Here is a 14,206-nt window from a genome sequence, read left to right on the forward strand (position 1 = left end):
GTCAGCCAGAATGCTTTAACCGAAGGGTGTGGCAGGGTGTGGCATGACGAACAAGAACCGTCCCCGTGCACCACCCGCGGATAAACGTGGCACATAGGAACCGTCCCCGTGCACCACCCAAAAAATAGGAAGCACACGGGGCATTGCCGTGCTATGATAGGCATAGGAGATTTGGCATGTACGGGAGGTGATGGGACGTGAGGAAGATCGGGTTGGTGGTGCTGTGTGTGGGGGTGCTGATGCTGTGTCATCTAACGTTCCTGTCAGCGAAGAAAGTATTTTTGGCCGATGAAGGGCCTTTGCGGGAAACGATGCCTGCTGCCAAGGAGCAGCGTCGGCTCGTCCTGATCACCCAGGATACGCAGACGCCGTTCTGGGATCAGGTGGCGACGGGGGCGAAGGAGCAGGCGAAGAAGGAAGGCGTGAGTCTCGAGGTGTGGGGGACATACGGGAAGAATGAAGAAGAATTCCTGAAGAATATCGAGATCGCGATCCAGTCGAAAGTCGACGGCATCCTCATCCAGGGCATGGACACGCCTGAGTTCAAGGAGCTGACGAAGGTGAAAGCCTCCTTCAACGGGATCCCCGTCATCACGGTTGCCAATGACGTGCCCATGAGTGAGAGCCTCCGCCGCACCTACATCGGCTCCGATCCATTCGAAGCGGGCAAGCTCATGGCCGATGCCCTAGTGAAGGAAATGGGCGATGCGGGCAAGGTCGTCCTCATGGTGGATGCCGAGCGTGAATACAATCAGAATGAGAGAATACGAGGCATCCGCTCCGTCCTTGATGACTACCCATCCATCACCATCGTGGAGGGGGAGACGGGCAGCGCCCGCGATCAGATCATCACGGCGACCCGTGAGGTCATGAACCGCGAGCCCGATGTCGATGCGTTCATCTCCGTGAATGCGGGGAATCTCGGGGCCATGATCGAGGAAATAAGTAAGCGCTCTCAAGAGGAGGCGTACCTCATCTACTCCTTCGATGACGGTCCTGAATCCATGACGCTCCTTGCCCAGGGCAAGATCAACGCCGTCGTCGAACAGGAACCCGAACGCATGGGGGAGTGGAGCGTGCAGCTCATGGAGGAATGGCTGAACGGGGAGACGGTACCCCTTGACCCCGCCGGCTATATAACCGACGTAAAGATCGTGAAAGGTGACGACCGATGACCTACATACAGAAGAAGATCCTCACCCTCATCACGGTCGTCATGATCATCATGTCGGCGATCTGGCTCGCCCTGACCTATTACAATTACCGCACACACGAACAATACAATGATATCCTCCAGCGCTACCTCGGCATGAATGAGGTATCGCGGAACAGCCAGCAGGTGGTCACGGATCTCAATAACTATATGGTCGAGACCACCGACGGGAATCTCGCCAAACTGCAGGCAAGCAAAGAAAAGATGAAGGACGGGAAAACCGTCGTGGACGGCCTGCGGAACCAGGATAATGATTTCACCCTATCAAACTATCTGAATCTCATCGACAGCCTCGTTGAGACCACGGACCGTTTCCTCCTTTTCCAGGAAGAGAACGATGCGGAAGCGGCGGCAAGGGAGTTTGCCGAGGCGAACCGGATCTCGGGATATATTTCCGAAATGACCCTCACCCTGATCGATAAGGAGCTCACGACGTACAATGTGCGCTACCGGGGGATCATGGAGCAGTCCGCCGAAGTGATCAAGCTCGGGATCTGGGTGCTCCTCCTCATCACCTGTCTCTTGCTGATTGCTTCGTACTGGTTCTCCCTCGGCATCACGCGCCCTGTCTTCAAGCTGACAAAGGCCGCCAACGAGCTGTCCCGGGGGAATTTCAGTCAGGAGGTGAAGGTGGAGGGGAATGACGAGATCGCCTTCCTCGCGAAAACCTTCGACCGGATGCGGATCAACATCAACAACCTCATCTCGGAGATGAAGCAGAAGGCCGCCTTAGAGAGGGAGCTGCAGGAAAGCAAGCTCCTCCTTCAGGAAAGTCAGTTCAGGAGCCTTCAGAGTCAGATCAATCCCCACTTCCTCTTCAATACGCTGAATACATTGTCGAAGAAGGCCTATATGGAAGGGTCCGAGGAGACGAGTGACCTCCTCGTGAGCGTGGCGGGCATCCTGCGCTACAACCTGAAGCGCCAGAACCGCTCCGTCACCTTGGGGGATGAGATCGCTGTGCTCCTTCAGTATATGGATATCCAGAAGGCACGGTTTGCCGATCGCCTTCAGTTCACCACCGACATCGATCCCTCTTGCCTGGACGCGAAGATCCCGGCCCTCACCCTGCAGCCCATTGTGGAGAATGCCGTCATTCATGCCGTCGAACCTCAGGAAGACGGTGGCAGCATCCGCTTCCGGGTGTATGAGGAGGAAGACGGGATCGCGGTGGAGATCAGCGATGACGGAGCGGGCATGCTCCGGGAAAAAATCCGTCAGATCGTCGAGGAAGAAGCACTGCCGGAAGGGCATTCGACCGGCATCGGATTCAGCAACGTCGTGAAGCGCCTGCGCCTCTTTTACGGCGTCGAGGATGTGATTGAAATCGAAAGCGAAGAAGGTAAGGGAACGACCATCACACTGCGAATCAAACGGGAAGGAGCGGAGAATCATGATCAAGTTGCTCATCGTGGATGATGAACCGATGGAAAGGGAAGGGATGCAGCTCATCCTGGAGAAGCATTTCCCCGATCTCGTCATCCAACAGGCGAAAAACGGAAGGGTGGCCGTTGACATGGCGGCCACATTCAGTCCCGATCTTGTCCTCATGGACATCAAGATGCCGGGGATGAACGGGCTTGAAGCCATCGAGGCCATCACGGCGGAACAGCCGCATATCAAGTTCATCATGGTGACGGCCTATGATACCTTTTCCTATATGAAAGCAGCCATCAAGCTCGGGGCGAAGGACTACATCCTGAAGCCGAGCAAGGCAGCGGAGATTGTGGCGACGATCGGGAAGGTCCTCGGTGAAATCGAGGCAGAGCGCAGTAAGCACGTGGCGAGTCTCGATCAGCAGGAGAAATGGGAGAGGGCACGGATGCTCGTCGAAACCGACGTCGTGACCCAGCTCCTTTTCGACCATGTCCACGATGTGCATGTGGATCTGCTCATGGAGATGCTGGACGTTCCGGCAGAAGGGGATCTGTTCGTCATGGTCCTCCTCCTTCCGGAAAGCGGCGATGGCCATTATTCCGAGATCCGTCAGGCGATCCGCCAGCGTGGCTGGACCGGTGCCTTATATGGCCGGCAGCTGCCCCTCATCGTCTTCAGGGAGCCCGGGACCACCTACCGCTCCCAGGCGACTGCCCTCGCCCGTGAACTCCTTTCCCTCGGGGCGGAACAGGACTGGTTCATCGGCATCGGGAACGTCTGCTCCTCACTGGATGACGTGAGGCGTTCCTATCAGGAAGCGATGCTCGCCACCGTCGATACACAGGGACGGAAACGGTACCGGTTCTTCGAGGAGATCCCCCTGAAGCCCGAAACACGGGAGCAGGCGATGACCGACCAGAAGGAGCTCATGGAAAACATCCGCTTAGGCCAGTGGGACCGGGTCCATACCCAGGTGATCAACGCCATCACCACCCTGGAGAAAGAAAGGACGCCGATCATCTATTCCCAGCAGCGGATCCTTCAGGTGCTGTGGATGACGTCCCGCGTCCTCAGTGAGAGCGGGATCGACACGCAGGAGCCCCTCTTCTCCGTACAGCCGACGGACTACCGCACGTTGCGGAAGGAAGCGGAGCGCCTCCTCGATGAGATGAAGGAAGCCTATCGGAAACATTTCAGCCATACGGAAGCCGACACGTTCCAGCAGATCAAGCAGTACATCCAGGACCACTCCCACGAGGATATGTCCCTTGATACCCTGGCCCAGACCGTCCATCTCAGTCCGATCTATATCAGCAAGATGTTCAAGGAGAAGCAGGGGATGAACTACATCGATTTTCTCACGGAATGCCGCATGGACAAGGCGAAGGGGCTCATGAAGGATCCAGAGAAAAGCATCAAGGAAATCAGCTACGAAGTCGGGTATCATGACCCGAACTATTTCAGCAAGGTATTCAAGAAAATGACGAAGCACTCCCCGAAAGAGTATCGGAGGAGCCTGCTCGGACAACATGTGTGAAGGGTGATGGGGCATGGGGAAAGCGATGCGTCACCTGGCGTGGCTCCTCTTCTTCGGGGTGATCCTCGCCGGATGCGAAGAAGATAAGCCGGTCGTGCCGGTCCATAAAGAAAAAGAAGAAGCGCCAGGTCCCGTGAAGGTCGGATTTTCCATGGACACGCTGGAGGAGGAGCGATGGGTGCGGGACCGGGATCTCTTCAAGCAGGCCGTGGAAGAGCAGGGAGCGGAAGTGTTGATCACGGAGGCACGTGGGGATGATGCCCTTCAGGTGCTGCAGGCGGAAACCCTCATCGCAGAAGGGGTCGACGTCCTCGTGATCGTCCCGTATAACGCCGAAGCCGCCGCGGCCATCGTCCAAAAAGCCCATAAGGCCGGCATACAGGTCGTCTCCTATGATCGTCTCGTCCGGAATGCCGACATCGACCTGTACGTATCCTTCGATAACGAACGGGTCGGGGAGCTACAGGCAGATGCCGTCACCGAACTTGTTCCCAAGGGGAAATATGTGTATATCGGCGGGGCGGAAACGGATTACAACGCCCACCTCTTGAAGAAAGGCGTCTTTGACGTACTGAAGGAGCCGATCGACCGGGGAGAGATCCAGGTGGTGTACGATGAGTGGACCGACAACTGGCTGCCCGAGAACGCCTATGAGAATATGAAAGAGGCCCTTGAAGCGAACGGGCAGGACATCGATGCCGTCATCGCCGCCAACGATGCCACCGCGGGCATGGCCGAGAAGGCGCTGGAGGAAGCGGGACTCGCCGGGAAGATCCCCGTCGCCGGGCAGGATGCCGAACTCAACGCCGTCCGCCGCATCGTCCAGGGCACCCAGGCCATGACCGTCTACAAGCCGATCAACATCCTGGCCGAAGAAGCGGCAGCCCTCGCCATCTCCATCGCACGCGGTGAATACATCGACACCGACAAAAAAATCAACAACGGCAAAATCGAAGTCCCATCCGTCCTCCTCCAACCCACCGCCGTCAACAAAGCCAACCTCGACACCACCATCATCGCCGACGACTTCCACACCCGGGAGGAAGTGTATGAGTGACGCACGGTGCCGGTTCCGGTGCGTCAAAACAGTCAGACGTGTAAATGCTAAGACCAGCGTGATTAAGAAAGGGACGGTTCCGATCGGCTGATGCCTGAACGGAACCGTCCCTTTTTTTTAGATGGTAGGCCCTTCATCCTGGTAAATCCGTTGCTTAAATGAATAAAAAGGTACTTTTATGGGTAAAGGTATCCATGATATAGTGGGAAATGTTGTAAAAAAGACGCTAGTCGGGATAATCAAACCCTGATCTGTACATAAGAGAGAGGAGAAGGAGATGCCTATGAAAAAACTATTTTTAGCCTGCTTGGCCACGATGGTCTTAGCCGGATGCAGCGTGGATTATACGTTCTTTACGTATAAAAGCCAAAAAGAACTGATTGCCTTCATCAATGAAGATCTAGTTGAGCTGGGATCCATGGAAGCGGACGCCAGAAAATCGATGATTGAAGCATCGAAGGGTCCTAACAAGGATCTTGATCAAGTGGTGGCTGCCATCGAAAATGATGCCATTCCTGGTTATGAAGACATTCTTGATCAGATAGATTCCTGGAACTATAAAAAATCTGAAATGAAAAAATTAGTAAAAGAGACACGTGAGGCAGAAGAACTCTACCTTGAATTCCTTCATAAACGAAAGGACGCCCTCGAAGCCACCGATGATGCCTTGATGGAAGAGTCCGATGACCTGCTTGCAGACTATAATAAAAAGGTCACAACGTTAAACAAACATATCGAAGAACTGGCGGAGGACTGGGAAGTGGAATTGAAAGATCAATAGAACTGACACCCATGCCGTTGAGGTTGAAGAGTGAATACTCGTAATTGAAGGGTCCTGAAGGGGTTCGATGTACACCAGCATAGAATAAAATGATGAAAGCATTCAGTGCCGCTTCGCACCGGGTGCTTTTTTCTTTCTCTTCAACCAAGCCCTGACCACTCTGTATGTATGCATGGTTCAATTGAAATCAGCACTTTTTTTAGGCGAATACATAAAATGAAAAATCAGATGCAGATGAAGGAGACTAGTATGATGAAAGATATTTTCACCAAAATCTATAAGGAAAACATATGGGGAAGTGAAGAGTCGGTATCGGGGACCGGATCCTCTATGCGCGAAGCCCAGGGGCTTTTAAATGAACTACCCTTGCTGTTTGATTCACTGAACATTCAATCCATACTGGATGCTCCCTGCGGTGATTTTAATTGGATGAAGCATGTCGATTTATCCAACTATCATTATGTTGGAGTAGATATCGTTTCTGACATCATCAAAAAGAATCAAACGGAACATGCTTCGCGAAATATTCAATTCATAGAAGGGGATATCATGAAGGATCCATTGCCAAAAGTGGACTTGATTATTTGTCGGGACGCCCTAGTTCACTTCCCATTTCACCAAGTGGAACAATCCATCGACAACTTCCTCAATAGTGGGAGTACCTATGTATTACTCACTCACTTCCCTTCAGTTCCACTAAACAAAGACATCCCCCTGGGACACTGGAGACCCCTTAATCTGTGCTTGCCGCCATTTTCCTTCCCTGAACCCACTGTGGTACTTGAAGAAACGCTCCGCACCAAAACAATGGCTTTATGGAAGCTGGAACAATTACGCAGGCGGTGAAACATGGGTCGGTTCCGATGTAGCAGAATCGGTGCGCGGGACCGTCCCTCTTTACCATATCATCCCGCCGTATATTTCTTAACCGACGGCATGATGTCGGTAGCGATGAGCTCGATATTCTTCTTGATCTGGTCAAGCGGTATTCCCCCAAGATCGATTTCCCCGAGGAAGCGCTGATGGCCGTAGAGTTCGTGCTGATAGAGGATCTTCTCGATGATCTGCTGAGGGGAGCCGATCATCAGGGCATCCCGGTGGTCAGTGGCTGCGGCGAACTGATCCTGCGGGTATCCGCCGCCCTTCAGCTGGATCATGGCGCTGTTGAGGTGGGGATAGAATTCCCTCAGTGCCGTTTGGCTGTCCTTGGCTGTATAAAGGAAGCTTGTCGTGGCAAGCGGAAGGATGGTGGCCTTGCGAAGAGGCGCACGGAATCTTCCTTCCCACGTCACGTTCTCCTCACGATTGAGCTGCATAAGAAGCTCGATTTTCTCTTCAAATAAGTCTTCATAATCCTCTACATCATACCCGAAGAGCTCATACGCACCGGCACGCGACCCGCGGCCGGCCACGATCTCCGCGCGGCCGTTCGAGATCAGGTCGATGGTGGCGAAGTCCTCGTACACGCGAACCGGATCGGATGTACTGAGAACCGTTGCGGAGCTTGCGATCTTGATGGTTTTCGTGGCTTGGGCGATCGCACCGAGGATGACCGTATGGGCCTGGGTCGTGAACAGGCGCTGATGGCTTTCCCCGACGGCAAAAACGTCCAGCCCGGCTTCATCTGCGTAGGCAGCCGTTTCAATTAATTCCCGGATCCGTTGCTGGGCAGAAATATAATCCCCGTTCATGGGATTCCTCAAATGTTCCCCGATTGAATACAATCCGATTTCCATGTCGATTCCTTCTTTCTTCTATGATTAAAACGGAAGTGAATTCCGATACTGAATGGCTTTTTCGATGACAAGGGCTGTAGGGGTGACGTCCTCGCCGTCTTCATTCACGATGGTCAAACTGCTCATGGTGGAGGAGACCTGACCGCGGATTTCCTGCAGGTAATCTGCCCTCAATGCCGCTCTTTCTTCGACTTCCCCTGGAGTCAACCCTTCCTTACGTGCTTTACGGGCCAGTTCATTGATTCGCTGCAAGCTGCTGATCATGTGTTCGTCCTCCTTTTTATCTTATATTCATTTATCTCGAATTCGAGATAAATGTAGTTTACCACCAGAATATGGGAATGTCAACTGGGCAAAAAAGGACGATTCCCGTAAAGAAGGGAATCGTCCATTATCATCGCTTTGATTAATTTTTCGTATAAGAACCGTCCCTACGCGTCACCCGTTGCTTCAAAAACCGTCCCCATTCATTCGTCATCAAAGGGATTCCCGGATGATGCGGCGGGAGTAGAGGGTGGAGAGGACGCCGAATGCCGAGTAGAGGACGGTGTAGAGTCCCATGACGATCAGGAGTGGCGTCCAGAGTTCGCTGCCGAACCAGAACCAGCCGGATTTGACGGCGAAGTAGCTGTGCAGGAGGCCGACGGCGAGCGGGATCCCGAAGTTGAACAGCTGCTTGAAGCGGATGCCTTTCTGCAGGTCATGTCGTGAATAGCCGAGCTTGCGGAGGATCGTGTAGTTCGGACGTTCCTCTTCGCTTTCATCCATCTGTTTGAAGTAAAGGATGCAGCCTGATGTGATGAGGAAGGTGAGTCCGAGGAATCCGACGATGAACACGGAGATCCCCATATTGGCTTTTTGGTACTCGATGTAGATCGGACGGGAATCAGACAGGTTTTCTTCTTTTCCGAACAGGCTCACGTACAGATCGTTCGCTTTCTCCAGTTGACGGTCATCCTTGATGTTGACGCCCAGATTGGCATTGGATGTACCCTGAAGCCCGGGATCCAGATGTTCCTTCATCGTTTGAAAGACGGTATCGTTCACGATCACCACCGGGAATCCGCCACCTGTGAATTTCCAGGAAATATAGTGATCATCCTTCGTTTTGATCAGATCAAGCGGCTGCTTCGTATCTTTGTTCTGGAGGACGATTTCCCCTTTCTCCTTCATCGGCATGAAGTTCTTCAGCATATCACTGTACCCCGTCAGGATCGCTTCATCCTCGTTAAGGTTCAACCCGGCATCATCTGCAGAGATGACGGCCATTTGCGCTTTGCTTAGATCCATGGCGATCCCGTCCACTTTACCGGACACGATGCCTTCCAGATCGACCGCCACCTGAAGCACGTCGATGCGGTTTTCGCTGTAATCGATGCGATGGTCACCAAGGGCTTTCTCGAATTGATTCAACCCGTCCTCCTGGAGGAAGGTGAAATCATCCGGGAGCTGCTTCTCGGCAGACGCCTCGGTTGAATAGTACGAAATGTATGTGAGGGACAGGAGTCCGATGGCCAGTGCCGAGACGGTCGTGATGATCGTCAGGAGCATGGAATTCGTCTTCATGCGGAACATGATGGAGGACAAGGACAGGACTTCCCGCACGTTCAGATACCCTTTTCGCTGCTTGCGGATCACGTTGAACACAAAGCTCACAGACCCTTTATAGAAGAAATACGTCCCGATGATGACCGAACCGAGGATGAACATCATGGCACCCATCAGTTCGATCGTCGACGTGAAATCCCCGCCGAACAGCTTCGTTGATACAAAGTACCCCGACGATACCAGGCCAAGGCCGAGGATACCCATCAGGATCTCCCACACGGATTGCTTCTTCACATTCATTTCAGAAGCAGATTTGACTTTGAACAGGCTCAAAATGCTCTGTTTCTTGATGAAGGCGGCATTGATGAGCAGGATCAACAGGAAGATCACAGAGAAGACGATGAGGGTCCGCTCCATGGCGGCCATGGAGAAATGAAGCTTTGCGACAGCCGTGATCCCGACTGCCTTGAAGAGGATCGACGTAATCAGCTTCGAAAAGGCAAATCCCACGCCGATTCCGAGCACGGTGGCCACGGCATACAGCAGGAAGTTCTCCGCGCTCAATAGGAACACGATCCGCTTCTTCGACATCCCGATCAACTGTAGTAACCCAATTTCCTTGCTGCGTTGTTTGATGAAGATCGCATTCGCATAGATAAGGAAGACGCCGATGATGGCGATCAGCATGAAGGACGCCACCTGGATGGCGGCCCCTCCCTTGATCGACCCGTTCGTCGCATCCATGGACGGATCATACTGCAGGGTGACAAAGGCAAAGAACAGCGACACCCCGAAGGTCAGGGCAAAAATATAAAGATAGTAGTTTTTGAGATTCTTCTTGAGATTCTTTCCGATAAGAGAGTACATGTTCACGATGATTCCTCCTGATTCGTTGTTGGTATTTCCCATTATAGGGAGGAGTCAGGCGGGAATCGTTTCATTCGGCGAACAAAATGGGGGATGGTGTGACATTGTTGTCACATGGGTAAGGAAAGAAAAAAGATGCGGGGACTCACCGCGCATCAAGCTTCCTTGAACAACTCATACTTTTTATACGCTCTGTAATAACTGCCGATGAACAAAATCACCATGATCCCAGGCAATGCTTTCAACAGGGCGAACGGTGTTTCAAAAATGAACGCTTTCCAAAATAGTGAGCCTTCCATGCGCCATAGACCGTCGTGGTAAAGGCTGTAGTCCTGATTGAAAAAATACATGGCCACGATGCAAAACATGGTGATCCCTAACCAAAAGGAGTAGCCCATCAACCGCTGATAGTATTTAGCCAGGGACTCGCGGTCGGAGAAAAGCTCATCGTGACCGTCCGCTTCTTTCTGCCAATACCGGATTCCGACTAACTTAGAACCATCGATGCTGCTCCAGCCGAAATCTTCATACATGTCCGTATACTCGAGGTGTTTTTCCTTTTTCATCCGGTCACGGTAATCCAATCGCATCACATGTTTTTTGTCCGTTTCCTCGAACGTATAGACACCCAGCGAACTGATTTTGGTGCAGCGGAATCCTTTCGCCAGCTGCTCATTCAGCCACTTTTCTTCTTTTTCGATATCAAAAAAGATCCTAAGCTTTTTCAACCGATCCACTTCCTTCATATAAGGATAAAATATGCTGCAATCGTTCTTTTTCTACATTTAAAACGGCATTTCCGTCATACGTGATCTGATAGACCTTCCTCCGGCCTTCTTCCCCGACCGGTTCGATCCAGCCGTGCTTATTCAGATTTTCAACGGCGCCGTACAGGGTACCCGCTGCGAGCACGACCGCGCCATCACTCATTTCTTCGATCTTCTGCATGACAGCATAGCCATGCAGGGGCTCGCGCAGTGCGAGCAGGATATAGTGCATCGTTTCTGACAGGGGTAATAATTTATGCTTCATCGTCTCATCCTTTATTCAGTTCGACTATATAGTTCAACTTACTAAAAAGATAATACAGTTCAACTGAATAGTCAATGCCTTATTTCCAAATTCATCAAAAAAGCCGGTTTCCCTTTTGGAGGGTACCGACCTTTACCGAATTGCGGACTCTAAACGATAAAACAAATGTGCGACTATTTCATTTAACATGAGCAACTACTATATGAGTGAAAAGTTGTGATCCAAGCACGCTAATGACAAACGTGTTCACCCGGCTTCCATCATATTAATGATCAGGACAATTCCGGCAATGCCTGACATAATCCCCAGAAAATTCGAAGGCTATTAGTATTTCCATATGTCAAAATGCATCTGTGTTTGCATCTTCCTCATGTTCTTTTCAATATCCATAAATGTCTATATAAACCTTATTCAACCTGGCCTTTCACTAAATTTTTGTAAACGTATTCACAAACCGGCATCTCACCCGATACAAAAATAACAGACTTTTTTACAACTATAGTTGGATTTTTATTCCAGAGAATGGGAGCGTGGCAGGATGCTGAAGAATGTGAGGGTGAGCAGGAAGATTGCGGTGTTGATTGTGTGTGCGCTGGTATTCATTTGTGTGGTGGGGGCAACGGGGTATATCTATATGAAAGGGATGGCGGCCAATACGGCTGAAATGTATGATAAGCGACTGAAATCGATTCAGCAGATGATGGAGGTTGAGATCCATAACCGCACGGTAGATGCCATGGCCATGGAGTTGATGGTATCTGAGGGTCCGGAACGAGTAGCCTTTTTAGAAAAGGAAATCGAGAAGACGCTGAGTGATAATGAGGCGATCATTTCGTCCTATCGTCAAAACCGCACCGAATACACGATGGGAAAGATCCGTGCGTATGAAGAACTTGTTACATCGTATAAAGAAGAACTGAAGGCTGCAACGGATCTGGCATCCCGTTCGGATAGCAATGCACAGGCGTACCGGATCCTCATTGACCGGGTCCAGCCGTACCGGACGGAAATCGGCCTGATCATCGATGAATTGACCTCCCACAATGAAAAAGAGGCTGCCAACCTTCAAAAGGCCAACGAATCCTATTTCAAACAAGCAACGGTCATCCAGACGACGGCAGTCGCATTGTCTGCTTTACTCTGCCTGCTTCTCGGCATCGCCATCGTCCGCCTGATCGTCGGTCCGATCAAAGAGATGCAGGGGCTGATGAGACGGGCGGCCGATGGAGATCTGACCGTGGAAAGCACCTACCGCTCGAAGGATGAAATCGGGTCTCTCGGGACCTCATTCAATCACATGGTCGCCGGCATCAAGTCGGTGATTGCCCACATCAAAGAAAGCTCGGAGCTGCTTGCCGCTTCATCTGAGGAGATGCTTGCCAGTACGGATCATACAACAGAAGCGACAGAACACATCGTCCGGAATATCCAGGATCTCGCCCAGGGGACCACACATCAGGGACGGATCATCGGAGCGATGTCCGAAAGCATTGGGGAGATGTCCGCCGGTGCCCAGCAGATCGCCGTAAGCTCACAGCAGGCAGCCGCCACTTCCTCTGAAGCATCACGCCAGGCAAAAGACGGGAATGAAGCCATCTCAAGCGTCGTCGCCCAGATGAAAAAGATCGAGGAGAGCATGACGCACCTGTCAACGAACACGGCCAAACTCGAGGAGCGCTCCTCCAAGATCGGTGAAATCACGACCATCATCACGGGCATCGCCTCCCAGACGAACCTCCTCTCCTTGAACGCCGCCATTGAAGCTGCCCGGGCCGGTGAACATGGACGCGGATTTGCCGTCGTCGCATCGGAAGTGGGCAAGCTTGCGGAGCAGTCGGCCCGTTCGGCAAAGGAAATTGAACAACTCATCACGACCATACAGGAAGAAACCACCTCCATGACGAATCTTATGGAAGAGGCAACATCCAACGTCACGACAGGAAAACAGGTGGTCTCGGCAGCCGGGGAAGCCTTCACCACCATCACCACCTCCGCACAGGAAGTGCTTGCACAAATCCAGGAAGTATCGGCCTCATCCGGCCAGATGTCCGCGAGTACCGAACAGCTCGTAGGCGGCATAACAGGAATCGATGACCACGCCAAACTCACCACCGAAGGCACCCAAAACGTCTCCGCCGCCACCGAAGAACAGCTCGCCACCATGGAGGAGATCTCAGCCACCACTGCATCACTCGCCACCATGGCCGACGACCTCCAAAAGCTCGTCAGCCGTTTCACAGTCTAGCGCACGGGTGGCGTACGGGGACCGTCCCCATGCGCCACTCACCATTTCAAAAAAGGAGAGGACATATGACCGAATACAGAGGTTCGACCGTTTATGATAATGAAGCGTTTTTTGATCAGTACACGAAGCGAAGGGGTAGGCGCGACAGTCCGAATAATGCCATCGAAGGACCGGTGATGGTGGAGCTGATGGGGGATTATGAGGATGCCCGGATCCTGGACCTCGGCTCCGGTGACGGGGCGTTCGGGACGGCACTCCTTGAAGGGGGAGCTGGCTCCTATACCGGGGTGGACGGATCGAGCCAGATGGTGGAGGCGGCAAGGGCATCCCTTGCCGGTCACCCCCAGGCGACAATCCTTCATGAAACCCTGGAGACCTATGCATTCCCTGAAGCAAGCTTCGACCTGGTCACTTCCCGTTTTGTGCTTCACTACATAGAAGACATCGAGAGCATCTTCAGGAGCATCCACTTGACGCTGACACCCGGCGGGCGCTTCATTTTCAGCCTTCAGCATCCCCTCACCACGTCCTCTTTCGCCAGCAAGGAGAACGGAGAACGTCGCGGAAGCTGGATCGTGGATGATTATTTCCGTACAGGTGAACGGAAGGAACCTTGGATCGATCAGACCGTGGTGAAATATCACCGCACGACTGAGCAGTATTTCACGGCGCTGACCGAAGCGGGATTCCGCGTGGATACCCTTCGGGAAGGTCATCCACAGCGGGAGCATTTCTCGAGCGATGAGGAATATGAGCGACGTTTGAGGATCCCCGTCGTGTTGCTTTTCTCGTGTGAAAAATAATCATGAAAAA

General features: G+C 52.4%; 13 protein-coding genes. 8 read left to right on the top strand and 5 right to left on the bottom strand.

The annotated features are described in order from the left end of the window. The first annotated feature begins 197 nt into the window (after positions 1–197). The 6 genes from D5E69_RS05435 to D5E69_RS05460 all read left to right on the top strand — a co-directional run bounded on the left by D5E69_RS05435 (position 198) and on the right by D5E69_RS05460 (position 6,811). A complete protein-coding gene (locus D5E69_RS05435) occupies positions 198–1,175 on the top strand; it encodes a sugar ABC transporter substrate-binding protein (RefSeq protein ID WP_148796599.1) in 978 nt (325 codons plus the stop codon). Continuing rightward, positions 1,172–2,632, top strand: coding sequence for a sensor histidine kinase (locus tag D5E69_RS05440; protein WP_148796597.1), 1,461 nt, complete (start codon positions 1,172–1,174; stop codon positions 2,630–2,632). The genes D5E69_RS05435 and D5E69_RS05440 overlap by 4 nt, the downstream gene beginning before the upstream one ends. Beyond that, on the top strand, positions 2,607–4,127 hold the full coding sequence (locus D5E69_RS05445; RefSeq protein ID WP_148796595.1) for a response regulator: 1,521 nt from the start codon (positions 2,607–2,609) through the stop codon (positions 4,125–4,127). The genes D5E69_RS05440 and D5E69_RS05445 overlap by 26 nt, the downstream gene beginning before the upstream one ends. A gap of 13 nt (positions 4,128–4,140) precedes the next feature. Next, positions 4,141–5,184 carry a sugar ABC transporter substrate-binding protein gene (locus D5E69_RS05450; protein ID WP_048005309.1) on the top strand — a complete coding sequence of 348 codons (1,044 nt, stop codon included), beginning with the start codon at positions 4,141–4,143 and terminating at the stop codon, positions 5,182–5,184. Between the two features lie 283 nt (positions 5,185–5,467). Next, positions 5,468–5,965, top strand: a complete 498-nt coding sequence (locus D5E69_RS05455) for a hypothetical protein (protein ID WP_148796593.1) — start codon at positions 5,468–5,470, stop codon at positions 5,963–5,965. A 249-nt stretch (positions 5,966–6,214) separates the two neighbouring features. After that, entirely contained in the window at positions 6,215–6,811 is a 597-nt protein-coding gene (locus D5E69_RS05460) for a class I SAM-dependent methyltransferase (protein WP_249931565.1), read from the top strand. Between the two features lie 59 nt (positions 6,812–6,870). Here the strand turns inward: D5E69_RS05460 and D5E69_RS05465 are convergent, their stop codons facing one another. The 5 genes from D5E69_RS05465 to D5E69_RS05485 all read right to left on the bottom strand — a co-directional run bounded on the left by D5E69_RS05465 (position 6,871) and on the right by D5E69_RS05485 (position 11,148). Next, entirely contained in the window at positions 6,871–7,701 is an 831-nt protein-coding gene (locus tag D5E69_RS05465) for an LLM class flavin-dependent oxidoreductase (RefSeq protein ID WP_159129384.1), read from the bottom strand. 24 nt (positions 7,702–7,725) lie between these two features. Continuing rightward, complete coding sequence (locus tag D5E69_RS05470) at positions 7,726–7,965, bottom strand: DUF896 domain-containing protein (protein WP_048005306.1); 240 nt, start codon at positions 7,963–7,965, stop codon at positions 7,726–7,728. A gap of 213 nt (positions 7,966–8,178) precedes the next feature. Continuing rightward, a complete protein-coding gene (locus D5E69_RS05475) occupies positions 8,179–10,122 on the bottom strand; it encodes an ABC transporter permease (RefSeq protein ID WP_048005305.1) in 1,944 nt (647 codons plus the stop codon). A gap of 149 nt (positions 10,123–10,271) precedes the next feature. Continuing rightward, positions 10,272–10,844, bottom strand: a complete 573-nt coding sequence (locus tag D5E69_RS05480; RefSeq protein WP_048005304.1) for a DUF2812 domain-containing protein — start codon at positions 10,842–10,844, stop codon at positions 10,272–10,274. Further along, positions 10,831–11,148, bottom strand: coding sequence for a PadR family transcriptional regulator (locus tag D5E69_RS05485; protein ID WP_048005303.1), 318 nt, complete (start codon positions 11,146–11,148; stop codon positions 10,831–10,833). The genes D5E69_RS05480 and D5E69_RS05485 overlap by 14 nt, the downstream gene beginning before the upstream one ends. A 538-nt stretch (positions 11,149–11,686) precedes the next feature. On the opposite strand from D5E69_RS05485, the gene D5E69_RS05490 reads away from it, so the two are divergent. Beyond that, the gene (locus D5E69_RS05490; RefSeq protein WP_048005302.1) at positions 11,687–13,393 is read left to right on the top strand and encodes a methyl-accepting chemotaxis protein; all 1,707 of its coding nucleotides are present in this window, start codon (positions 11,687–11,689) and stop codon (positions 13,391–13,393) included. A 65-nt stretch (positions 13,394–13,458) separates the two neighbouring features. Further along, positions 13,459–14,196 (top strand): class I SAM-dependent methyltransferase, encoded by a 738-nt coding sequence (locus tag D5E69_RS05495; RefSeq protein ID WP_048005301.1) that lies wholly within the window; start codon positions 13,459–13,461, stop codon positions 14,194–14,196. The last annotated feature ends 10 nt before the right edge of the window (positions 14,197–14,206 follow it).

This window comes from Rossellomorea marisflavi, assembly GCF_009806575.1.
Lineage (GTDB): Bacteria > Bacillota > Bacilli > Bacillales > Bacillaceae_B > Rossellomorea > Rossellomorea marisflavi_A.

Excerpts from the sequence above, each read along its gene's own strand:
- D5E69_RS05445 (WP_148796595.1), top strand. The coding sequence starts at position 2,607 with ATGATCAAGTTGCTCATCGTGGATGATGAACCGATGGAAAGGGAAGGG.
- D5E69_RS05440 (WP_148796597.1), top strand. The coding sequence starts at position 1,172 with ATGACCTACATACAGAAGAAGATCCTCACCCTCATCACGGTCGTCATG.
- D5E69_RS05455 (WP_148796593.1), top strand. The coding sequence starts at position 5,468 with ATGAAAAAACTATTTTTAGCCTGCTTGGCCACGATGGTCTTAGCCGGA.
- D5E69_RS05450 (WP_048005309.1), top strand. The coding sequence starts at position 4,141 with ATGGGGAAAGCGATGCGTCACCTGGCGTGGCTCCTCTTCTTCGGGGTG.
- D5E69_RS05485 (WP_048005303.1), bottom strand. The coding sequence starts at position 11,148 with ATGAAGCATAAATTATTACCCCTGTCAGAAACGATGCACTATATCCTG.
- D5E69_RS05490 (WP_048005302.1), top strand. The coding sequence starts at position 11,687 with ATGCTGAAGAATGTGAGGGTGAGCAGGAAGATTGCGGTGTTGATTGTG.
- D5E69_RS05495 (WP_048005301.1), top strand. The coding sequence starts at position 13,459 with ATGACCGAATACAGAGGTTCGACCGTTTATGATAATGAAGCGTTTTTT.
- D5E69_RS05465 (WP_159129384.1), bottom strand. The coding sequence starts at position 7,701 with ATGGAAATCGGATTGTATTCAATCGGGGAACATTTGAGGAATCCCATG.
- D5E69_RS05460 (WP_249931565.1), top strand. The coding sequence starts at position 6,215 with ATGATGAAAGATATTTTCACCAAAATCTATAAGGAAAACATATGGGGA.
- D5E69_RS05470 (WP_048005306.1), bottom strand. The coding sequence starts at position 7,965 with ATGATCAGCAGCTTGCAGCGAATCAATGAACTGGCCCGTAAAGCACGT.